Consider the following 22,649-nt stretch of genomic DNA (forward strand, 5'->3'; position numbering starts at 1 on the left):
CTGAAGGCCGTGGTATTGCGCCTGTTCAGCCTATAAGCCGTGGCGTGGTGTTTCCATAATTCAGAGGACGACTTCGAAGACATCGCTACCGGGGTATTTGTCCTATTTGCGTGTCTGTGGTCTTTTCCAAGATGACTTCCGGAATCCCGGGTTAACCAACAGTTCTGGAATAGTCGTATTTGTTGGTTAAAATGGTTGGTGAAGACACTCCGTGTTCCGATGGACTACAGACCAATATACTGGCCCGAGGATTATTATACTTGCCTCCCGTGGGTTAGCATATGATGTCTGAGGAGACGACCCCACCCAACCGAGTACGTCCTGACGGCGGTGCCGAACAACGTGACATAAACGACGTGGTCGAAGAGGAATGGGTTGAGGACACGACGCCCTTCGAACGAGTCTATGGAATCATTCGCCGGACTTACGATCCGACGTCTGCAGCACAGATTGCTGATCGTGCTCGTGTCTCGCCGACGACCGCACGAAAGCACCTGCGGACGCTCATGGATTCCGGTGAAGTGACGACAGCACAGGACGGCCAGACGACGCTGTACCGCCGGTCAGAAACGGGTATCGTCACCGAGCATGCACAGTCGCTACTTGCGGAACGAACACCCGAAGAGATCGCATCTGGCATCGCTGAACTGAAAGCACAGATTCAGGACTGGCGTACCGAATACGACGTTGATTCACCCGAGGAACTCGCTCGGGAACTGGACATCGAAGATACCGACAGCGACCAAGGTGCGCTGCTCAGAGAATGGCAAACCACTCGCCGCAACCTCGCCTTGGCACAAGCGACACTCGCGATTGCTGAGGCAACCCGCACCGGTCATCTCACTGGCACCAATACTGACGACGATGGTAACAGTGACTCATCGATCGTCGTATGACCAGCGACGAGGATGTGGACCCTTCTCACGATAGTCAGCCAGCCGAACAGGCAGAGGTGTTCGGACCGATCGATGCCGGAGCGTTACGAGAAATCCGAGATCTGGTCGTCAATCAAGAGCCGCTGGTTGAGGAGGCTTCACTGGATGATCCCCTGAACCCACAGACGCTTTCGGTTGACCTGTCTGACGGCGTTGGAGCGGCATCAACAGCGCGTATAGATATTCGGTGGAGCTTGGCTGGGAACTACGCTGCGCACTACACGGACACCCAGGGGCGGGATTTTCGATTCGACTGTCATCCGAAACCGGATGCACCGACACGACACTTTCATCCACCACCTGATGCTCCAAGTCGTCCTGTTGAGCCATCTTGTATCACTGTGCGTGAGGCCCCACTGGTCACGCGAGCGGTTCTCCAACGGTGGCGCTACGCCTACACGAACGGAACCTTCGAAGGGCTCAACGACGCAGAAAATCCGCCGTAGACGAGAATGCAGGGAAGACTCCTACACTTCCAACCCGGCTACAACGCATTTCGCAACCTACAATGGTACGCTAAGGACCTACGATGGGTCCCACAGAACGGAACAGACCGACACTCGAGTAGAGAACCCAGTTAGAACGACGCAACAGATCCTACGAAGCTGATCCTCGAACTCCTTGCTTGAGTCCCAGATACTCCAGTTGGGTTTATACCATGGGCTGACGCATTCATCACCATGCCTGGCGAGGTGTATCGCGTCCAAGAGAACACTGGCAATCCAGTACATCCTTCTATTGAAGAAGTCGTATCCCTCGCGCTTGACCGAGCTGCTGATCCACGGCCATCTGACCACCAAGATAGTCACTTCGATAAGTACGTTCGAGGCGCCGTTGAATACGCCGGTGAAGCCGCCGTCAAGGAGGCTATCCGTCTATCACTCACCAAGGGAGTAACCCATCGAATGGCTGGTCGAGAGGCATTCGGCGACGATGACTACGTCTACGGAATCCACGTCGGTGTCGCCGCAATAGCATATCTCCGCGAGCTCAACAGCGACCCACAGATTGACCCCTGACTAAGCAATCCCCCAGTATGTGGATGTAGATCGCAGCAATGGTGAGCGCATCCGGCTGGTGATACACGTCTGCAGCGCTACTCTACTAGTAGACTCATGATGTAGGCATTCACCAGCGTGGTCGTCCCTATTGCACTCCACTCCCTCACCGCAATCAGCGAGAAGAGTAGGGTCGTTCACTCGCGTTCTCAAACGATTGGCTCGAGTGACTTCATCGAGAAATCCGATTTCGAGCAATATCGTTCTGCGAGTTCCATCAGCGCTCTTGTTCGTCGGATATCGGCGACGTTGTGCGTGAGAAGGCGTTCATACGCGCCTTCTTTCCAGGCTGTGACTGTCGTTCCACTATCGTCGAATGGATCGAGGTTGTTCAACCGTGAACCAATCAGTTCGCCATAGACGCCATCCAAGGTATCCTCACTGGTATTGAAGCGCGTCTCGAAGACATCCATCACGTCGACGTATGGCAACGTGCCAAAGGGCCACTCGACCCCGTGCGTACAGAGCCGTGTGCGAAGGAACGGGAGGTCGAATCCTCCGTTCCACCGCTCCCCGTTGTACGCAACGAGCTTTGCATCACGTTGGGTGAGTGTCGATGTGACAAACGTCGCCAGTTCGTTCAGGAGTTCCTGTTCGCTGTCATGGAGTGAGAGCTGTACCGGTGTCTGGAGGGCGTCGTTGAGCCGATCTGCGAGGCCTGTTTGTGGTGTCGTCCCGGTATGGAGAAATACTCGCGACGAGACCGCGGAGTCGAACCCAACTACTGTGAGTTCATCATCGGCCTGAAATCCCGTCGTTTCGATATCGAATGCAATCGTCGTCAACTCCGTCATTCTACACCTCCAGTGGTACCTTCGGCGGGCGATTGCTGCTGTTCGCCCCCGGTTTCCGAAAGCCGTTGCTCAAGCTCTGATAGGCGTTCCTCGTGGTCGTCGAGGCGGGCCTCCTGTTCGAGATCGATGCTGAGCAGCGCCGGCAGCAGCGGATTCTGATGGTTCAACAGCCCGCTCGCGTCGGCGTGGTCGCGGGCGTACTCGAACAGCCGGTCGAAGCGCGGCTGGTCGCGACGCCGCAGTGCCCGGCGGAACTCCGCCCACCGCTCTTCGATGGCCCGCAACGCATCTCGGTACGTCGGGTTCGTGCGTCCCATCGCTATCGCCCTCCGCCGGTTGCCGTCCACGCGTCGAGCAGGGGGTCCGCGGTGGCCGACACCGTCTCACCGTCAGCTGTGACGCCCGTCCCGACACCCTCCGGAGTCGGTTTCGACGGCGCCGGCGTCGTCGGTTCTACGCCGACCTGCGTGGCGCGTGCCGCGAGCAGCTGCCGCCAGTACGCGAACGTCGTCTGGTAGTACGCGCCGTCGTCGACGGGATAGACGAGCGTCTCGAAGTCCTCCCCGACGACCCGTGGGCCCATCCGGGTTTGCTCACACTCGAGGTGATGGTCGGCGACCGTCGCGACTGGCTCGGTGAATTCGTTTCGTTCGTTTCGCGTAACGAGCACCGGGATGTCGTACCCATCGGCGTAGGTCGCCAACCGGGCAAGGGTGCGGGCTTGGAGGGTTTTCGCGTGGGTTTCGCCGAGGGTACCGTCGGCGCGGTACTGGGTGTCGACCGCCGGCGCGACGATGAGGGCGGGCGTGTGGGGCGACGTGTCCTCGTCACGACCTGGCGCCCCTCGACCGGCCGCCCCGGCATCGGCGGTGGACATCTGGATTGCTTTGTTCACTGCCGTCGAGAGATTACAGACGGCGCCGTAGTGCAGGTAGGCGGTAAATCCGCGTGCCACATGGATTCGGTTGAGCAACCGTTGACTAGGGGCGATTTGGGCGAGTGTCGTCGTGGTCGCGTGCCCGTTTGCGTCAACCCAGAAGGCGGGCCCGTCGTGCAGGAGGAGATGGTCGAGTACCAGCGACTGCAGGATCGGGACGCCGCGGCCTCCCTCGACGTCGAGCAGCGTGATGCCGTCGTCGAGCTGCGGCAACAACATTTCGTCCATAGCCGGATCGGCCTCGTCAGCGAGGGACCGATTGCGGTCAGCGCCCCGTGTCGGCTGGTCCACTGCCAATCGGTTCGACGTTGAGTGTTCTCCCATACCCGAATAGTTGTCTACGTTCCCGATAAGCCGCGGCGTGGCGCTTCCGCGTTTCAGGGAAGGGCTGGAAGGTATGTAGAACCGGACTCAGGCAACGGATTTCTGCCATCGTTCGACCGTTTCCGAGAACGTTTCCAGAGAGGAAGGCGGACAGCATCGTCGGATTAACCAACAGGCCGGGGGATCACAGCTCAATTGTTGGTTAAGGCTCTATGAACCCACGATGATATCGCCCTCACGTAATTCTGCTGACGGCCCGTATCTATCCCGAGCCTACGATCTGATGTGATCGACGATTGTTCTCAGCGCGGTTACATCGTCGTTATTGTACTGTTTGAGGAGATCCCAGTCTGGTTCTTCGCCGTCGAGGAGATATCGTGTGTACTTGCTCCCGACCACAAATCCATCGACGGTCGGGTCTTGATACTCAAAGCCGAGTGCGCTCGCTACGACATCCAATTTATGCTGATTGAAGGGACCGAAGAGTTCCTGTTGGGCAGTAATCCCGAGGTCGTGCGCTCGCTCCAGATGGTCGATCCCCTCAGTAATGCCGTGTTCGTCGAATCTGCGACTGAGACACTGTTCGTCGAAGTAGTTCCCTCCGTAGTAGATGATCGGCTCGGAGCCATGATCATCAAGGTACTCAGACAGCTCCTGAAGGAGTGCTGACTCGTCGTCCGGCTCGAAGAATTGTCGGTACGCATCGTTCTGGTAACTGTAGGTGCCGACCAGCCAGATCCGATCCTGCTGAAGATCCGTTTCTATGTCCAAGAGGAGAGGCTTCGTATCGTGAAGGTCGTCGAAGGCGGACTTGTTTAGAATCACGACCTCATCGTTTTCGAAAGCCTGTCGATGAGCAATCCACCGGTCCACGTGCCATGACGAGGCTCCAGGGAGGGCTTCGAGTTCGGCACGCCGTTCTTCGGTAATTTCATCTGGGTTAGCGATCCCTAACTCACTGAACTGCTCCACTCGGTTTCTCCCGACCTGGACGAGATCAGTCAGTCGGCTCCCTAGCAGATGGCGAGTGTCGTTGAACTCGTACTCAATTGACTCGTTCGAGGCGTCGATGGTGATGAGTGCGTATCTTCCTGGGTCGTCTACTCCGTCATGGGACGCAATATTGATCACTGTGCCGTACTCGAGGGTTTCAGCTCTGCCTCCGAATTGATGGCAATGACCGCAGACGGTAGCTGGGGGCTGGATGTCGTCTATGAAGCTCTTGACGGCCTTCGACCCGATATGTTGTTGCCCGAATCGCTTCCCGATATCGAGAATGCCGAAGGGGGGTGTGTGAGTGACAAGAATCGGAGTTCTGTCTTCACAAGCGGTGCGTTGTTCGGAAAGGTGCCGTTGGACGTCGTCCTCGGTATAGGTGATGAGACCAGGTCCTTGGGTTGATCCTTCCTGGCCGATGAACACGAGATCCTCGTAGGTGTATGGTGTCCTGTGGAGGTCGGTGGTAAATTCCGAATCGAACTGCGGACCGGTTGACGGGGGGAAGTCGTCGTTTCCTCGGACATAGAGTGATTGTTGGTGCTTCGTGAGGCGAGCAAGTTCTGCAAGATGATCTGTGTCAGTATCGGCGTTTTTGAAACGTGAGAGGTCGTCGCCGGCATACAGTAGTAGATCTGGAGTTGGTTCTACAGTTTCGAGAATGGTGTAGAGATCGTCAATAGGTTGAGAGCGCCAGTCAGATACGGCGAGAATGTGGGTCATTTTGGTTGAGCGTAGTTAGTGTAGCCTCTTCTATCGTTTGTTTAGGTGTACCGTTTGGCATTAGGGGATTCTCCGCCCGTTGTCGTTAACCAACAACTCAGGCTCATCGGGACAATCTGTTGGTTAACAGCGAGATTCCTGTGCGATTACGTTGAAGATGCTTCCTTCCGAACTCCTCGGTATGTGTGGCCGGAACTCGCTCTTCATCGACCAAGCAGACCTCGAGGCCCGCTTCGAAGCCGAGGTCGTCGCGGACGGCGGGTACACCCCCCGATACAATATCGCACCTGGCGACGACCTCCACATCATCACGAACGAGGCTTCCGACGAGATCGACGCCTACCACTGGGGGCTGATTCCGTTCTGGGCGGACGAACCCGAGGAGGGCATCATCAACGCTCGCTCCGAGACAGCCGACGAGAAACGCGTCTTCGAGCGGGCGTGGGAATCACGTCCCTGCCTCGTCCCCTCGTCAGGGTTCTACGAGTGGAAATCGCCGAACGGCGGGTCGAAACAGCCCTATCGGATTTACCGGGAGGACGACCCCGCATTCGCGATGGCCGGGCTCTGGGACGTCTGGGAGGGCGACAACGAGACGATCTCGTGCGTCACGATTCTCACGACGGAGCCGAACGACCTGATGAACTCAATCCACGACCGGATGCCGGTCGTCCTCCCGAAGGACGCTGAGTCCGACTGGCTCGCCGCAGACTCGGACACCCGCAAGGAACTGTGCCAGCCGTACCCGAAGGATGATCTAGACGCCTACGAGATTTCGGCGCGGGTCAACAACCCCGGCAACGACGATCCCCAGGTCATCGAGCCACTGGACCACGAGCAATCCGGCCTCGGCGAGTTCAGTTCCTGATCGGTGGTGGCGTCACGGTCACTGCATCGGCGACGCCGCCGCTGAATCGACGAGCGAGTACTCTCGGTCTCGGCTCGTCCCTTCCGCCTCGAGGAGGTTGTACTGCTCCATCTTCGAGAGGTACGTGCGGATAGTCCGCTTCGTCCGTGGATCATCGACCTCCTCGGAATATCGCTCGTGGATTTCGCTCGGCCCGACCGGGCCGTACTCGCGAACGATGTCGTAGACGACGCGCTGGTGCGGCGTGAGCGAGTCGAGGCTCTTCTGCTTGATCTGGGCCCGAGCATCCTCGGCGGCATCCAGGAGAATGTCGTCGGTGATGCGCTCGTGGTTCTCGCGATCTGCTTTGCCGGCGGCCGTTCGAAGGATGCCGATTGCGAGGCGGGCGTCGCCGGCGGCCGCGTCGGCGATCCGGTAGAGCTGGTCGTCGGTGATGACGTCCTCATCGAGGCCCCACTTCGCCCGCGCACTCAGAATGTCGTACAGCTGCTCGTCGTGGTACTTGTCCATCCGGACGTGTTCGCTGGAGCGCAGGCGGCTCACGAGGCGGTCGTCGACGCGGCTGAACAGCTCCTCTTCCTTGTTCGCGATACAGATGATCGCAAACTGCGGGAGGCTGTGGAGGTCGTAGATGACGCTGGGGTCCTCCAGTTGGTCGACCTCGTCGAGGATGACGACGGTTCGCGGGCCGTCGTGCTGCTGGAGGCGGTCGACGAGTTCGTCGTGGGGCGTCGACTGCCGGTGGATGTCGATGGTCGCGCCGAGGTCGTCGAGGATCTGGTAGAGCGTCCGAAATCGGATGTAGTTGCGCCAGCAGTTGACGTAGGTCGTCTCGACGTCGAGCACCTCCTCACGTAGGCGTTCCGTGACGAATTTCGAGATGCACGTCTTCCCCGTCCCGCTGGGCCCGGTGACGATGGCCGTGTTGGCGGGTTCTCCGTTTATGATGGGCTCGAGAACGCTGGAGAGGTGGTTGACTTCGGCGTCGCGATGCTCGACTTCTCGAGGGACGAACCCGGCGCGGAGAACGCGAGCATCACGAATCATCTTTGCTTGATAGACTGGTTTTCTGGCTAGTAGTAAAAACGTGACCGGGTTGCTTCCGGAAACGGTTCAATTAGTCCTCTCTGACCTGTGGCAATTCCCGCTCAGTATCGCGGTTCGGTTTGTAGATGTCCCATATTTCCGATAATTTCAGGAGTTCGTTCATGAATAGGAGCGTGTGAAGTCCGAATTTTCTAGTCATCGACATTCACTCCAGCTAAACTAACCGATATTAGAGGTCGAGGCTGGACCCCTCGTGATCGAGTTATCCATATCAACTAAGTGGTGTGGATGGTTCGAAATGATATATGACTCTCCGCACCGACGGGAGGGGAACTTCCCTACCGTCGCTCGACTCGACATTTTCTCACGACGAGGTGTCGATGGCTCTCACTAGATGCGGACTTCTTGTGGATAGAGCAGAGATGCTCGCTCGGCTGTACGCCCAACATCGGGACTGGACTGTCGTCGAAGAGAAATGGATCGAAGAACGCTTCGACGAGCGCAGTACGCGTGGGAGTTCGAAAGGAATCTACCGCGCTCTCAGTTCCCGATTCAAGACCGCTGGTAGCGAGCTTCCATCTATCGTCCAACTACCCTCCGTCCTCGACCAGTGTGAGACGGTGCGCGACAAGGCGCAAGTACTGTACTTCTACTTGCTGGAGGACGACCCTCTCGTGAAGTACACCGTTCACCGGTACGTCGACCGGCTTCAGGAGTCCGGTGTCGAAGGATTGGATTTCGAGCAGGAGACGGTCGAGCGCCTCCTGAACGAGTTCCACTACGACGACGGAAGCGAGTTCGACTATGCAGAATCGACGACGCGCCGATGGGGAGAAGGGCTCCGATCGGTGATGCGAGAGATCGGTGTTATCGACACACAGCAGGCCCTTCAAGGACAAATACCTAACCTCGGAACGACGCCTCTGCTCGTCGCGTCAGGTTACTCGTGGGAGGTTCACGGGGATGACTGGCTCTCCCAACCGACTGGCTGGCTCTACCTATTCCAGTCAGAACAGTACTGGGACTCCTTGGCCGAACGAGTGAGCGACGATCCGAACTGGGAAGCGAGCGGGATTCACGGTGAGCTGAGACTCCAGCCGGTGGACGATACATACGACTGGGCCGAACCGTGGGAGGGCGAAGTATGACTGACGAGAGCTGGTTCGCTGCCGATGTCGGAAGCGATTTCGAGGAGTCCGTCCGCATCGACCGCGAGGATGACGGTCGCGATCATCGACTGGAATCGATCGACACCTACCACGTGACAGAGGAGTCGGAGGACTTCATGTCCGACTTCTTCTCGCGCCTGCTCGGCCGTTCCGAGGATATGCGGTCGGGCGCGAACTACTGGCTCTACGGATACTACGGGAGCGGAAAGAGTCACCTCCTTAGCGTACTCCGCGGGCTTCTGGATAGCGAATGGCTTCGACAGCGCGACGATGTCTGGGAGCAGCTAACCGACGGTCGTGAGCTGGAGACGCTCGAGTCCACGTGGTCGTCGATCCACGATGATTACGAGGTTATCCCTATCTCGGTGAACCTCCTGAAGCATCAGGGTCAGAAGAAATTGAGCTTCAGCGAGATTGTTCTCCGCAGTGCTCACACGTCGGAACGGCTCACCGGTGCCGATGGAGGGCTCTCGTCGCAACTCGACGTCGCCTTCTTCGAGGACTGGTACCGGACGACCGATGCGTGGGACGACCGGACGACCAACACCCAAACAGCACTTCGAAGTACGGTTAATAGCCCCGAGAAGTACGATTGGGAAGACGTTCAGCAGTACAACGCTCTCGCGGACGCCGTTCTTCCCACACTCTTCGAGCAGGAGACCGGCACGGCGGATGGTCTAGACGACCTGATGCCGTCCGATCTCGACCCCCAAGCGATGGTCGAGCGTCTCGAACAGTTGCGGAGCAACCGCGAAGAGGAACTCGGACGCCCGGTCAAACTCGTACTACTACTCGACGAGGTCAGTCTCTTCATCGGGACGGACTTCGACCGCCTCACCGAGTTACAGACCCTTGCAGAGAGCGTCGACGAGACCGGTGACGGCGACATCCAACTGGTGGCGACGGCACAGGCCAAAATCGAGGACGTCCAGCCGCAGTTCGCGGCTCGCGGGGCCGACTTCAGCATCGTCAAGGATCGATTCCCCCATCGGTTTGGCCTTCCGAGCCGGCACGTCGGCGAAATATCGACCCAGCGGTTGCTCAAAAAGACGGTGGACGGGAAGGAGGACACAGAACGCGTCCTCGATCGAACCAGCAACGAGCCCGAGACGTTACTCGTGTACTCGGGCATCGAACAGAACACCGAACCGCCGCTCGACGACATCGACCGCGAGCGCCTCGTCGAGTTCTATCCGTTCCTCCCGTATCAGCCACCGCTGTTCCTCGAGATCCTCTCGAACCTCCGGCAGGAAGCACACGACCCGGCGAAGTCGATCTTCTCTGGGACTGCGCGGGCGATTTTGGCCCTCGTTCACGGACTCCTCCAAGAGTGGATAGAGGCCGGCGAGGAGACCAACGTCATTTCGCTGGTGGACTTCTACGACCTCATCGAACCGGAACTGGATGACATTACGCCACAGGACGTGGGGGTCATCGAGGAGATCGAGGAACAGCACGAGGCAGGCGAACTGGAAGAGATCGACGTGGATGTCGCGAAGGCCGTGCTACTCCTCCAACACATCCCGGACACCATTCCGATGTCCGAACGGAACCTCGCAGTCGCCGTGTTGACCGACCTCGACGGGCCGACTCAGTTCCAGATGGAGAACCGCGTCGAGGACTCGCTCCAACGGCTTCGGAAGTTCATCCGGCCGACGCACGACGAAACCGGGCCGAAGTACGCGTTCACCCACCCGGAAGAGCGCGAGATCATCGAAGCCTCCGAGGAAAACCTTGACAACCCGGACTGGCAGTCCATCATCGAAGCCGTGGACGGGTATCTCTGGGAGGACATCGTGCGCGACCTCTCACTCCCGACATCGGCTGAGTACCCGGATACCGGCGAGCAATATCCCGTTCGCTACGAATTCAGTATCGACGGGGTCGAACTCGATATGACGGTCGACGCTGAGGACGCACTCGATGTCGAGGTCGCCGTCGAAGGGATTTCTCCCGCCGCAGCAGACATCAGCTACGACGGCGACCCGCTCGAATGGACGATCGGAGAGGACGGACTCGACGATCTCCGTGATAGCCTCATCGAGTGGTGGTCGCTCAGAGATGCCGTCGGAGATCACACGCTCCCACAGTCCGTCGAACGAGACCTCTCCGACCGCGCAGCTCGCGTCCAGAGCAAACTCGTCGAGGCGCTCAAGAGTGGGACGTTCGACGTCAAGGATCGCGGAGATCAGATCGGGGGCATGGTCTCGGGAGTCGAGGAGTATCTCGACGTCAACTACCCCGACGACTTCCACCCCGTAATGCTGCAGGTCGGCGACGAGCACTTACAGGAACTCCGGGGACTCTCCGCACAAGATCCGCTACCCACGTGGGCCCAGCAGATCGATGTCGCAACAGAAGACCCGGAAACACACGGTGGATCGATCCAAAACAACGTTCGCGCCTTCACCGGCCGACAGTTGAAGCAACGCGGCGGGAACCTCGCGATGGCGACGATCCTCGACGGCATCGTGAAGAAGAAGCCGATCTACGAGGACGCTCGCCCCGCGCTGTGTGCGATTATCTGGGGCCTCTGCCGAAAGGGGGACTTCCTGCCCGTTGATGAGACGGGTGACTCCCTCGAACTCGATGCCGTTATCGATCTGAACAAACTGACGACGACGCGTCTCAAGATCGCGGGGAGTGGCGGTGTACGAAGTATCCTTCGCGATGGAGGGTTCATCGACTCGACAGAGACCATCCCGGACGGAATCGTCAGGCTCCAGTCTGCGAACGACACGCTCGCGGGTCGACTCGGTAGTCTCGTGGAAGACGTCAGGTTGGTCGCCGAGAGTGACATCCAAACGCGCGCCGTTCGCAACCTCCTCGAGTCGTTCGTTGAGGAGCTCGAAGCCAAGCAGCAGAGCGCGATCAACCGACGAGAGGCCGTCAAATCACGTGACACCGACTGGAAGGACGTCGTCGAAGCAACCAACGACGCTCGGGAGTGGTACGACGACGCCGAGGAAGTGTGGAGTTTGCGCCTTCCCGCACTCACGCGAATCGATTCGCAGTTGACTCTCGCCCAGCAGTCGTACGACTGGCTGACCGAAGAGTGCGAAACGGCCAGCCAGACGCTTCGCGACAGCATCAACGACTACGAGGGCGAGTGGTGGACACACGATGGCTGGGATCGGTTTAACGACGCCCAAACCACCTCGCCGGCGCTCGACGACGCAATCGAGACCGCGTGGGACTCGTTCCGAGCGGAAACTGAGATCGATGTGTTCGTCGACGAGTTGCAGGAGCATCCGTGGATTCGGCCCGCGAGCGAGTTCGGTTCGAACGTTCGGCCGGCCTTCGAGAGCGAATACATCACACCGCTCCGTCGCGCCGCATCGTGGTACGAGGATGTCTCGGATGCGGTGTCGACAGTGACCGGTGGAACGACCAACACCGAGGCTGACGACTTCATTCGAGCGACGAACACACTCCTCGACAGCGAACCCCTCGCTGTGGTTGCCGGTAGCGACATCGAGGAGTTACGAGATACGTTCGAGGAGCTACAGACACTCGTTGGGGATCAGTCTCCCACAGACATCACTGCGATCGGGGTTCTCCCGTCGGATCGCGAATCGCTGGACTCCGAACTGGAACGGCTCGTCGAACGCCACGACCTCAGTATCGAGCGGACTGAGACGGGGGTGATTATCCGATGACGACCAAACGTCCCTTCCACGACTTCACGGAGCGACTCGCACAGTTCGCCGACGGACGACGCGGCATCCGAAACCCGTTCGTGATCGTCCCCGTCCAGCCGAAGTACGAGCGACGGGTCGCCGAACGGCTCACCGAGTGGGCGACGAACCCGCATCGTACCGAGGAGTTCCCGGATGACGGGACCGTCCAAGTCCTCCGGCTGGACGAACTGTTCGTCGAAACCGATGTCTTCGAACTCGCGGTTGACCTCGGCGAGAACAGCCAACCGGCGACAATCACCGAAACGATGCAAGACCGATTAGCGGAGGAACTCGTCGCGGTGATGGTCGAGAAAATCGAGGCGCCAGCCCAGCAGCGACACGTCGTTCTCCTCACGCACCTCGGGAGCCTCTACCCGTTCACGCGTGCGTCGGAACTACTCGACGAACTCGACCGCCGTAACGTCCAGTCTACGATCGGCATTCCGTTCCCCGGAGACATCGTCGGTGGGAAACTGAGTTTCTTCGGCGAGGAATCGCGCAACTACTACCCAGCCCACCAGATCGAAGGCCGGGTTGAGGGGGTGCATCTCCAATGAGTGACACACACATTCACGACATCTTCCAGCAGTCACCGACCCGCGAACTCGAGGAAGTCCAGAAGGTCAATGCCAGAGCGCAGGCCGAGAACGACGTCCGCGAGTTCTACGAGACCGACAGCGCTCGCGACGTGCTCACCACGCTCGGGAACCTCGTCGACAAGTATCCACACGAGGAACCGCGCTTCCTCTACATCTCCGCGACGTTCGGGTCGGGGAAGACGCACCTCCTGAAGCTCATCGGGTTCGCTGCTGACACCGAATCGGAGTTCGCCGACCTCGGCGAAGAGTTGGCGAACAGATGGCCGGGCTTCCAGTCGTTCCGACAGAGCGTCGCCAACTCTCACGTCGACCGCCTGAAGCCCGTCTTCCTGAACCTCCTCAACCGGGACGCGTCACAGGAACCGCCGCTCCCGTACCTCATCTACGAGGCGATCGGCCGCGAGCTCGGGTATCCGACCGACCCGAACTGGCTGCTCGAGTGGGCGTGGCAGCTCGACATGAACCACGGTGACTGCTGGGAGCGGCTACAGGAAGTCGAGCACGACGGACAGACGTTCGAGGATGTGTACGACGAACGGGCTTCGCTACGGAGTTGGCTCTATGATGTCGTTCCGACACTCGAGGACTCTCCGTTCGCGTCTCGAGAGGAGGTCAAGCAGTCAATCGACGACGCCATCGAGGAGGTTGATCCCGACGAGTTCGACCCCGACGAACTCGTCGAGCGCGTCGAAGCGGCTCAAGAGTCGCTGAGCACGCCGGAGACCGAGACAGAATTGCTGATCGGGCTCGACGAGGTGGCGCTGTTCATCGGCGATGGCCGCCATCGCTACAGGGAGTTCCAAGAGACGATGGAAGCGCTGACGGAGCTGGGCGTCGGCCCCAATCCTCCGGTCATCGGGACTGGACAGTATCCGATCGAGCGTATCCACGGTGAGTTCGACGATACCGAAGTCACGGAGCAGCCGTGGTACGGTGCCCAAGAACCGCTCGAGGGTGCCGACACCGAGATCATCGTCCGAAAGCGGTGGCTGCAGAAGGACGCCGAGGGTGGACAGGCCGTCGAGTCCGCGCTTCGGGAGATGACCGACCTGACGCTCGACGCGTACTCCGATATTGCCGGCGCCGACCCGGACGCAGTCGAGTCGTACCCGTTCCGCGAGTACGATCTCGGGTTGCTCCGGACGGTGATTCAGCAACTGATGCCACGGGGACGCGTGACCGAAGAAGAGTACGTGCAGGGTCGGGCGCTACTCATCCTCGTCCGCTCGCTGTTCACGCGGTTCGAGTGGGGAGACAAGCAGGTCGGTGCCCTCGTCACGTGGGACGAGTTGTACGACCTGCTGGTCGAAGAGACGACCTACATCCCGCTATGGGTGCAGGAAATGGTCGAGAACAAACTCATTCCCTCGGCCGGCGGCGACGAGGATGCGTTCTCGGTTCGCGTTGCGAAGGCGCTGTACCTGCTGAATCAGGTTCGTTCCGAGGTTCCGTCGACGCCGGCGAACCTCGCCCGGCTGATGGTCAAGTCGACTGACGAGTCGTTCGACTCCGTCCGCGACGATGTCGAATCAGCGCTGATCGACCTTCTTGAGGATCGGAAAGTGCTGACGGAGACGAACGACCGTGGCGACGAGGAATACCTGCTGGTCTCTGAAGAACAGGAAGACATCTTGACGCGGGCGAAGACTCGCGCACAGCAAATCCCGTCGCACCGACTTTCGGCCAAGTTGGAGAACTCCCTTCGAGAGGGAAGTGACCTCCTGCTCTCTGAGGGCAGTCGACACGAGGTCGATCTCGAGGGTGAGCGCAAAGTCCCGCTCCGTTTCGGCTACTCTGTTCTCGACCCTATCGAGCAAGCACCGACGCCGGAGTTTGACGCCGTTCGTGTACGGCTGGTCGCGGGACGCGACGATGAGGTTAGCGATCAGGTTGATGCATGGCAGTCGACGAACGAGGGGCGGGACGGGGGCGAGCACGTCCTCGTCGCCGTCGATCTACAGGAGTCGACGATCGACCGCTTGCGGGACGTGATGGGCATGCAGGAGGTGCTGTCAGAGGAGACGGAAACGTATCCGGACTTGGAGTCCGACCACCGCGACGAACAGCGGGCGCTCGAATCGACGATTCGGGAGCAACTCGAAGAAGCGGACGTCTACGTCCGAACTGGTGGGACGAACGGGCGATACGGGGACGTGTTCGAGCAGGTCGTAGAATCGCAAGTCAAGTCCGTATTCACCGAGACGCGCTTCGTCCTGACCAACGGAATCACGGAAGTCGAGGACGCCAAGCAGATGGCGCGATTTTTCCGCGGTGTCGACGACTGGCCGCTCTCGAGCGAGGACGCTGTCACGCTCGGCGTGGATACCGACCGCGCAGAACTCGCCGACGGCCGGTGTCAGGAATTCCTCAACAAGCACGAGAACACCCAGTCGCTTCGCGCCGAAGACCTTCTTACCCAGACCGTCCAGCGCGGGGGCACGTATCGCGGGACACCGCAGGAATCGATCTCAGCACTGTTTATCACGCTTGCAACGGCCAACAAAATCGCACTGCGCCGTGACGACGAGTACATTACCGAACCGGACGAGATCGGGCGAGCGGTCAGAAACAAGACGAACCTGACCGACGTACAGATTCGCTTCGAGTCGATCGGCGATACCGATCCAGAGCAGATTCGGGAAACCGTCGAGACGCTGATCGGCAAGGAGACAGAGGGAACCGATCCCGACGCGTGGCTCTCTGAGTTAGCAGAATGGGTAGACGAGAACAGTGTGCTGGTGAAACGCGTCTTGCGAGGCGTCAGCAGGGAGTTCGGCGAAGGTGCTTCGCTGGACGAACTCGAAACGGCTCTCCAGCCTGCACTCGGTGGCGAGGCTCTCGAAACAGATGACTTCGCGTCCGACGAAATTGAACGGCAGTCCGAGCGCTTCGCTCGGGCAAGGGGGCTCTTCCGGTCGGTCGAGGATAGCGACTCCCTCTGGGAGCAGTTCAGCCAGCGGACGACGGAGATGCAGCGACTCTACCCCGGTTCGGACATCACGGGGGAGATGCAAGCGATCGTCGGCGGGGACGAAGTGCCAGATGCCGATCGGCTTCGAGCAACGATCGACGAAGCCGACGCCCACAGACGAACCGTCGTCCGCGAGCAGTACGACCGCATCACGGGAGAATCGCCGCCGGACGAGGAGCCCGAGAGCGTGGTTTCCAGTCTCGTGACGTGGCTTTACGCTCATGATGGAAGCAGCAAGGAAACTGCCGACCGCGTCGCCGTCGAATTCGACGGTGTAACCATCGACGATCTCTACGATCTCTTCGAGACGGCGTGGAACGGTGACTCGTTCACGGAGGAAGACCTCGTCGACCCGACGGTCGTTCAGCAAGCCAAGCGGTACGAACGGGCACGGCGACTCCTCGAAGCTTCCGGTAGCGAAGCCTCGCTCTGGTCGCAACTTCGCGACGCGTCGAGACGACTCGAGGAGGAATTCCCATCACACCCGATTACGAGTGACGTGGCGGAGATGCTTGCGCGGTCACACCCGCCGAGTGTCGATGAGGTCGAACGCCTCATCGAGGAAGCCGAGAATCCGTTCGAGGTCGACGATCGATTGGAGGAACTTGCCGGGGAACTGCAAGCCGAGTATCCTGACCACGAACTTACTGCGGCAATCGTCGACGCCGTCGAAGGTGAGAATCCGCCGAGTGACGAACGCGTCGGAGAACTAATCGAGGAGGCCGAGCGATTACTCGAAGGCGTTGACGAGCAACTTCGCCGGATTCAAGAGACAATGGATGACCTCGAGGACGGTTCCGTTGTCATAATTGAGTGAGGAATAACAGAACCGGGGCGGTTCATTTCTTTTCGGCTGATCGGAGTTCAGAAGTCACAGAATCCGGAAGATGGACATCGCGTACGTAGGAATGTAGTCCATCATCGTACGCCGATCTGTCAATTCCACAGGATTCGAACGTCTGCTTCAGAAATTCCGATCCCCATATTCGCTCGAGACCACGCCGCTCCGTTTCCTCAAGTAAGCGCTTGTCGTTCGAAACGAGAACTGGATCATCGAGCGTCTCTGCGAGACGGATTAACGTCCAGTCTGCCTCACCTAGTTCGACCGTCTTTGCAGCGAGTTTGGAGGTGTCAACTGTTTCTACACGCAGCCACTCTGGTTTCGAGAATTCGTGATGCGGACTGAATTCGTGCGACCAGATTCGGTCGGTAGTGTACAACGCATATCGTGGTGTCCAAAATGAGATGTCGTGGAACCAGCCGCCTGCAGCAAACGCTGAGAGGACGGAATTGTCCAGTATCAGTTGTCCCTTACTCATCCATCAGATCGGGGCCAGAGTAGAAGTCTTCAACGGAGTCCGGGCCGTACTCCGGACGCATTCCATTGCTCTCGAGCAGTTCGACGAACTCGTTTTGGGTCAATTCAGCTAATTCCGCACCGCGAGCAGTTGAGATGTCCAATTCATCGTAGACTCTGAGCGCGCCACGGTTGATCGCACCGTGGATCCGATCTCGTTTCCGTATCGACTCGATCTCGGGATACTCGACTTCGGCATCGAAAACCTGTACTGTCGTTCGTTCTCCGTAGAGAACGTCGGTAGCCAGAGCAGCAAAATCGGGGGTTTCACCGCGCTGATCGGCCTGAACTTCTCGATAGATGCGAGCGTACAGCGAGAATACCACTGAGCCGAGTCGATACAAGTCTCGCTCACTCAGATCAGTTACTGCCTCCGGGTAGATCTCTTGTTCACTTTCATCGGACTCTTTCACGACCTTGAGTGCTTCTACAGCGTCTTGTAACACATCTATGGCGGCGAGTAGAACGAGTAGCCCATTCTTTTGCTCTCGTTCTTCGCGAAGAGCGTTTTCGGCGATTTCGTTGCCCCATTCGTCGAGGAATCGCTGTAACAGTTCGAAGGCAATTGCGGGTGCAAGCGGGAAGGTTGCTTGGAAAATGTCGGTACTTCCAAACTCCTCCTCGAGACGCTCTTCGACCAGTTCGACCGCTCGTTCGAATCGCTCTTCGGGCGGGAGTTCGAGGACATCCTGCACGAGATCGTCGACGAGGGCCTCTGGATCGTCGATCGAAGCCGAGGTAACGGTCTCGAGTTGCTGAAGGAGGAGGAACAGTGGCTGGGACGGATCAACTGACCCGCTTCCACCACCGTTTCCTATATTAGGACTCCCGCCGCTCGGCATATAGTAACCCGTTGCCCGCGACAGTAGGAATATCTATCGCACTGTTTTGCGCGCAGGAGGTTATCGACGTCCCGCGATTCGGTATGGACAATCTTCAAGACACCTCAATGGCTCTGCTTGAAACATCACTGAGTTTCGTATGGACGGACAATCTACCCAACCCCGCAAGGCCCAGCTCGACAAGGAAGAGCGCGAGCATCTCGAGGACGTCGTCACCGAGATGCGCGACCGCGTCGAGGCGAACGTTCGCTACCAACTCGAGGACGAGTACGACCTCGACGAGAAGCCGGACGACGACGCGTCCCTGAGCGAAGAGCAGGAAGACCTCGTCGAGGCTATCGAACTCGAAGCCGCCGATGGCCACGATTGGGACGAAGCCCACAAGCAGTACATCACGGGCGTCGGCTACACGATTGTCAATCGGCTGGCTGCGCTCCGCTGTATGGAGGTTCGGGACTTCATCGACGACGAGGTCACGGCATTCCGCGATGACGGCCTCACGCCGGCCGCAGACCGGCTGGTCACCGAGGAGTTCATGCTCGAGGAGGAGGCCGTCCTCGAAGCGTACCGTAACGCGTGCGACGACCTCGCCGAGGAAATCGAGATTCTCTTTGAACGCTCGACCGCTTACAGCTTGATCGATCCCGATGACGACACGTTTGAAGACCTCTGTGGGATGCTCGATCAGGTTGCTGACGAGGTCTGGCGGGCCGACGACGTGCTGGGTTGGGTGTACGAGTACTACAACCGCCCCGTTGTCGAGGCACTCGACGCGAAGAACAAACTCGAACCGGAGGACGTGGGCCCGGCGAACCAGTTCTATACGCCGCACTGGGTCGTCCGGATGCTCACCGACAATTCTCTCGGAAAGCTCTATCTCGAAGCCACAGGACAGGAGTCGGCGGTACCGGAGTTGGAGGCTCTCACCCCCGAGGAACGCAAGGAACGTCTAGTCACACCAGAGGACAGCCCGTCCGTTCCCGAACTCTGTACGTACCTTATCCCGGACGAGGAGGCTGGTGACGCACCTGAGTTCGACCACCCCTCGGAGCTGAGGGTCATCGACCCCGCTTGCGGGAGCGGCCATTTCCTCTTGTACGCGTTCGACGTGCTGGAGCGCATCTGGTGGGCCGAGACCGATCTCGATCGCGCCGAGATTCCGGCGAAGGTGCTGGAGCACAACCTCTATGGCGTCGACATCGATCTGCGCTCGTGTCAGCTCTCGGCGTTCAATCTGTATCTGAAGGCCCGGACGCGTGCCGAGGAGGAAGACGGCCAGTTCGAGATGCCCAACGTCGACATCGTATGTGCGGACGCCCGCGTGGCAGAAGTCGAGGAAGGTGCAGAAGTGCTGGACGAAATCACCGGCGAAGGGACTGACCTGCGCGAGGCGCTGGGAGAGATCATCGACACATTCCAGCACACAGAAGCCCTTGGGAGTCTGCTTGACGTGAGTGGGACACTAGAGGATGTGTTCGAGAGCGGGCAGACAGGTCTCTCGGACTGGGGCGACGGGACGCACCAGTCACTGAACTCATTCCTAAAGGCACTCCGTGAGGCAGTCGACGAGCGTTCGTCAGATTCGTTCGGCGAACAGAATCTCAAGAGCTTTCTGAACCTGCTGGTGGTGCTAACGCAGGAGTATGACGTATCACTAATGAACCCGCCGTATGGGTCAAAGGCGCGGATGCCTGCTCCGGTACGGGAATATGTGAGAGGCAATTTCAATTACACTCCCGAATATTATATTAATTTCTTTGAGGCTTGTAATCGACTAGTAGCAGATGGGGGGAGAGTGAGTATGATTGTCCCACGGACGTTTATGTTTAAGAGTTCATTTGAGGACTTTAGAAAAGATTTCATCGGTAAACAAGGGTCGTTTGACTTCTTAGCAGAGTATGGGAATGACATCTTGGATAATGCGACAGTGCGAACTACTGGAACTGTCGTCCGTGTTGGTGATCAGACTACTGAAGATCCCACTGGGACGTTCTTCAGGCTTCACGATGCAAGTACCCGCCAGAAAGAGAACAAGTTCTTGAGTGCGGCTTTCAGTGATACCGAGTCTGAGATAGATCGAAAATATACCCGCTCTATTTCCGAATTCAGATTAGTACCGGGAGTACCACTTTCTTATTGGGTGCCACTTTCTCTAAGATCTCTTTATGAATCAGATACGGTTTTTGATTCAGATAATGGAAATCTACCTGAAAGAGATGGGTTAGGGGCTACAAAAGTTGGTCTTCAAACAGGAGATAACGATCGGTTTGTTCGGAAATTTTGGGAAAATCCAAAATATGATTATTGGACTCCTTTTGCAAAGGGTGGAGAGGATGCTTGGATTCTACCACAAGTAAATCTCACCGTTGGATGGGGGGAGTCTGGGGAAGAAATCCGGCGATATGAAGGGTCTCGACCACAGAATACGCAGTACTTCTTCAGAGAATCTCTCACATATACGTATATGAAGGAAAGCGGCCGAAGATTCGGTTATCTGCATCCTGAATCAATATTTGGCCGAGCTGGATGTGCATATATTCCTAAAAGGGGAATTTGGAGTGTACTATCATACACTAATAGTAGACTAGTTACATATCTGATGCTTTGTCAAACTCCCGATCGGCAGTGGGAAGTAGGCTATGTTTCCAAGCTACCTTGGAGAAAAGAGCTAGAACAGGAGAGTAGCTTGTCCTCGCTCTCGCAGCGAATTGTCGGACATCTCGTCTCAAAAAGGCAATATGATTTCACTTCTCCTTACTATAACTCCCCAGTCCTGATCGATGTATTAGGGATCGATGACAAACTTCAACAGTACGAGCATCCACACCGTGATCTCCGCAAAAATGTCCAACTTGATGAGGTAGAGGAAAGCGCCAGCAGGTCTGCACCGCTGAGCAACCTCGGAATAGCTGCATCAAAGCACCTCAAGAGAATTGAATCAAACCTCCAGTCCTGCGCTGATGATATTGACGAAGCGGTATTCGACTGCTTCGGGGTAGACAGGGAACAACGTGAGACCGTTCTCCAAGAAATAGCCCTCCGAACCAACGACGACCCACGTGAACGTGAGAAATATGATCCCGAAGCCATCACACAACCATCTAGCGACTTCCCGGAGCAAGTCAAGGATCTCATCCTCCATTTCACGCTTCGCGCCGTCAACAATACCAGCGACGGTATTATCCCACTTTCTGAAGTCGACGGGAAGACGGATCTTCTCTCTCATATCGAAATGGAATTCGAACGCGTTTGGGGCGAGCACGCAACCGACCGCCTCACTGAAGCCGACGAAGTACTCGGAAACCGGAGCGCGAGCGATGAGGCGTACCCGAATCTCCGCACGTGGCTCGAAGACGATCTGTTCGAGTACCACGTCTCGAAGTTCGACCGGACGCCGATTCTGTGGCGGTTCTCGACCGAACGGCTCGTCTCCGACGCGGACGGGGAGGGCTTCGGTTGCCTCGTCGACTACCACCAGTTAGACGCGAGCATCTTCGACCGCCTACAGAACCAATATCTTGAGCCGCGGCGAACGTATCTCCGCGAACGACGGGCGGCGGCGAACAGTCGTCGTAACGATGAATCGCTCTCGACCTCCGAACGGGCCGACGCCGCCGAGGAGTTCAAACGGTGCGAGAGCGGCCTCGAACAGCTCAGCGTGTTTGAAGAACAGCTTGGTGAGCTTGCTGAGTCTAACCCACGCGAGTGGCCAGATGCGAATCAAGAACGTGCCGCCGAGGCAGCCGAACGCGTGGCGGAATTCCGGGAGCGGACAGCGTCACGGCTGGACGCCCTCGAAACGCTTGCCAATCTGGAGGACGTGGATATGGAAGACCTGTTCAGCCCCTCGTTCTACGCAACTGTACAGGAGAACAAAGACGAGTGGGTCGACGCGCTCGACGACCTGCAGACCGCCTTTGAGGCATACGCCGAGGATGGTTCCGAATCCGTCGAAGCTCATCTCTACGACCTCTTCAAGTACTACGACGATCTCGTCGGCTCCTCCCACTACGCGAGCAACGGGATTCTGTTCATGACGTACTACTTCGATCAGTTCGAGGACGCTGGGCAGGCCCAAATCGGGGATGCCGGTGTCTCTGAACGGCAGCGGCTTCTCTCGGAACTCGCCGCCGACGTTGACGAGTACACCCAACTGGCCGAAGAGATCTCTGACGATTGCGACGAGGTCGCTGCAGACCTCCCCAACGACTGGGAAGAGCGCGCGCTTTCAGAGGTGACGACTACCGGCTACCAGCCTGTCCACAAGCACGGCGTTGCGATCAATATCACGCCGCTCGCGGAGAAGAGCGTCGTCCCCGAAACCGTCGAAGACAAAGTGTTGTAGTCGA

At 58.2% G+C, this 22,649-nt stretch carries 15 protein-coding genes; 9 read left to right on the plus strand and 6 right to left on the minus strand.

Going from position 1 to position 22,649, the window contains the following annotated elements:
• Positions 1–284: 284 nt before the first annotated feature.
• From NP511_RS21530 to NP511_RS21540, 3 genes are all read left to right on the plus strand, one after another.
• Entirely contained in the window at positions 285–896 is a 612-nt protein-coding gene (locus tag NP511_RS21530; RefSeq protein WP_211249138.1) for a winged helix-turn-helix domain-containing protein, read from the plus strand.
• Positions 893–1,381, plus strand: coding sequence for a toxin-antitoxin system TumE family protein (locus NP511_RS21535; protein ID WP_084158363.1), 489 nt, complete (start codon positions 893–895; stop codon positions 1,379–1,381). The genes NP511_RS21530 and NP511_RS21535 overlap by 4 nt, the downstream gene beginning before the upstream one ends.
• A gap of 234 nt (positions 1,382–1,615) precedes the next feature.
• Positions 1,616–1,954, plus strand: coding sequence for a DUF8158 family protein (locus tag NP511_RS21540; RefSeq protein ID WP_136396951.1), 339 nt, complete (start codon positions 1,616–1,618; stop codon positions 1,952–1,954).
• Positions 1,955–2,142: 188 nt separating this feature from the next.
• On the opposite strand, the gene NP511_RS21545 is transcribed toward NP511_RS21540, so the two are convergent.
• The 4 genes from NP511_RS21545 to NP511_RS21560 form a co-directional block, all read right to left on the minus strand.
• Complete coding sequence (locus tag NP511_RS21545) at positions 2,143–2,787, minus strand: ribonuclease H-like domain-containing protein (RefSeq protein WP_049967102.1); 645 nt, start codon at positions 2,785–2,787, stop codon at positions 2,143–2,145.
• Positions 2,784–3,104 carry a DUF8156 family protein gene (locus NP511_RS21550; protein WP_049967101.1) on the minus strand — a complete coding sequence of 107 codons (321 nt, stop codon included), beginning with the start codon at positions 3,102–3,104 and terminating at the stop codon, positions 2,784–2,786. Before NP511_RS21550 ends, NP511_RS21545 begins: the two co-directional genes overlap by 4 nt.
• Positions 3,105–3,106: 2 nt before the next feature.
• On the minus strand, positions 3,107–3,943 hold the full coding sequence (locus NP511_RS21555; RefSeq protein ID WP_049967160.1) for a hypothetical protein: 837 nt from the start codon (positions 3,941–3,943) through the stop codon (positions 3,107–3,109).
• Positions 3,944–4,321: 378 nt separating this feature from the next.
• On the minus strand, positions 4,322–5,767 hold the full coding sequence (locus tag NP511_RS21560) for a ribonuclease H-like domain-containing protein (protein ID WP_211249136.1): 1,446 nt from the start codon (positions 5,765–5,767) through the stop codon (positions 4,322–4,324).
• 181 nt (positions 5,768–5,948) lie between these two features.
• Here NP511_RS21560 and NP511_RS21565 point away from each other — a divergent pair, with 181 nt between their 5' ends.
• Positions 5,949–6,635 (plus strand): SOS response-associated peptidase, encoded by a 687-nt coding sequence (locus NP511_RS21565; protein WP_049967100.1) that lies wholly within the window; start codon positions 5,949–5,951, stop codon positions 6,633–6,635.
• 18 nt (positions 6,636–6,653) lie between these two features.
• Here the strand turns inward: NP511_RS21565 and NP511_RS21570 are convergent, their stop codons facing one another.
• On the minus strand, positions 6,654–7,682 hold the full coding sequence (locus NP511_RS21570; protein WP_049967099.1) for a Cdc6/Cdc18 family protein: 1,029 nt from the start codon (positions 7,680–7,682) through the stop codon (positions 6,654–6,656).
• 305 nt (positions 7,683–7,987) lie between these two features.
• Here NP511_RS21570 and NP511_RS21575 point away from each other — a divergent pair, with 305 nt between their 5' ends.
• Genes NP511_RS21575 through NP511_RS21590 form a run of 4 tightly spaced genes read left to right on the plus strand, consistent with a single transcriptional unit; the run spans position 7,988 to position 16,918 of the window.
• Complete coding sequence (locus tag NP511_RS21575) at positions 7,988–8,830, plus strand: BrxA family protein (RefSeq protein ID WP_049967098.1); 843 nt, start codon at positions 7,988–7,990, stop codon at positions 8,828–8,830.
• Positions 8,827–12,510, plus strand: coding sequence for a hypothetical protein (locus NP511_RS21580; RefSeq protein WP_049967097.1), 3,684 nt, complete (start codon positions 8,827–8,829; stop codon positions 12,508–12,510). The genes NP511_RS21575 and NP511_RS21580 overlap by 4 nt, the downstream gene beginning before the upstream one ends.
• Positions 12,507–13,088, plus strand: a complete 582-nt coding sequence (locus NP511_RS21585) for a BREX protein BrxB domain-containing protein (protein ID WP_049967096.1) — start codon at positions 12,507–12,509, stop codon at positions 13,086–13,088. The genes NP511_RS21580 and NP511_RS21585 overlap by 4 nt, the downstream gene beginning before the upstream one ends.
• A complete protein-coding gene (locus NP511_RS21590) occupies positions 13,085–16,918 on the plus strand; it encodes a hypothetical protein (RefSeq protein WP_049967095.1) in 3,834 nt (1,277 codons plus the stop codon). The genes NP511_RS21585 and NP511_RS21590 overlap by 4 nt, the downstream gene beginning before the upstream one ends.
• 494 nt (positions 16,919–17,412) lie before the next feature.
• On the opposite strand, the gene NP511_RS21595 is transcribed toward NP511_RS21590, so the two are convergent.
• Positions 17,413–18,300 (minus strand): hypothetical protein, encoded by an 888-nt coding sequence (locus tag NP511_RS21595; protein ID WP_136396952.1) that lies wholly within the window; start codon positions 18,298–18,300, stop codon positions 17,413–17,415.
• 139 nt (positions 18,301–18,439) lie between these two features.
• Between NP511_RS21595 and pglX the strand changes: the two genes are divergently transcribed.
• Complete coding sequence (gene pglX / locus NP511_RS21600) at positions 18,440–22,645, plus strand: BREX-5 system adenine-specific DNA-methyltransferase PglX (RefSeq protein ID WP_049967092.1); 4,206 nt, start codon at positions 18,440–18,442, stop codon at positions 22,643–22,645.
• Positions 22,646–22,649 lie beyond the last annotated feature (4 nt).

It is taken from the genome of Natrinema thermotolerans (assembly GCF_031165565.1).
Taxonomy (GTDB): Archaea; Halobacteriota; Halobacteria; order Halobacteriales; family Natrialbaceae; genus Natrinema; species Natrinema thermotolerans.

Coding starts and splice junctions, on each gene's coding strand:
- NP511_RS21535 (WP_084158363.1), top strand. CDS start 893: ATGACCAGCGACGAGGATGTGGACCCTTCTCACGATAGTCAGCCAGCC.
- NP511_RS21540 (WP_136396951.1), top strand. CDS start 1,616: ATGCCTGGCGAGGTGTATCGCGTCCAAGAGAACACTGGCAATCCAGTA.
- NP511_RS21530 (WP_211249138.1), top strand. CDS start 285: ATGTCTGAGGAGACGACCCCACCCAACCGAGTACGTCCTGACGGCGGT.
- NP511_RS21550 (WP_049967101.1), bottom strand. CDS start 3,104: ATGGGACGCACGAACCCGACGTACCGAGATGCGTTGCGGGCCATCGAA.
- NP511_RS21580 (WP_049967097.1), top strand. CDS start 8,827: ATGACTGACGAGAGCTGGTTCGCTGCCGATGTCGGAAGCGATTTCGAG.
- NP511_RS21555 (WP_049967160.1), bottom strand. CDS start 3,943: ATGTTGTTGCCGCAGCTCGACGACGGCATCACGCTGCTCGACGTCGAG.
- NP511_RS21545 (WP_049967102.1), bottom strand. CDS start 2,787: ATGACGGAGTTGACGACGATTGCATTCGATATCGAAACGACGGGATTT.
- NP511_RS21560 (WP_211249136.1), bottom strand. CDS start 5,767: ATGACCCACATTCTCGCCGTATCTGACTGGCGCTCTCAACCTATTGAC.
- NP511_RS21575 (WP_049967098.1), top strand. CDS start 7,988: ATGACTCTCCGCACCGACGGGAGGGGAACTTCCCTACCGTCGCTCGAC.
- NP511_RS21565 (WP_049967100.1), top strand. CDS start 5,949: ATGTGTGGCCGGAACTCGCTCTTCATCGACCAAGCAGACCTCGAGGCC.
- NP511_RS21595 (WP_136396952.1), bottom strand. CDS start 18,300: ATGCCGAGCGGCGGGAGTCCTAATATAGGAAACGGTGGTGGAAGCGGG.
- NP511_RS21590 (WP_049967095.1), top strand. CDS start 13,085: ATGAGTGACACACACATTCACGACATCTTCCAGCAGTCACCGACCCGC.
- NP511_RS21570 (WP_049967099.1), bottom strand. CDS start 7,682: ATGATTCGTGATGCTCGCGTTCTCCGCGCCGGGTTCGTCCCTCGAGAA.
- NP511_RS21585 (WP_049967096.1), top strand. CDS start 12,507: ATGACGACCAAACGTCCCTTCCACGACTTCACGGAGCGACTCGCACAG.
- pglX (WP_049967092.1), top strand. CDS start 18,440: ATGGACGGACAATCTACCCAACCCCGCAAGGCCCAGCTCGACAAGGAA.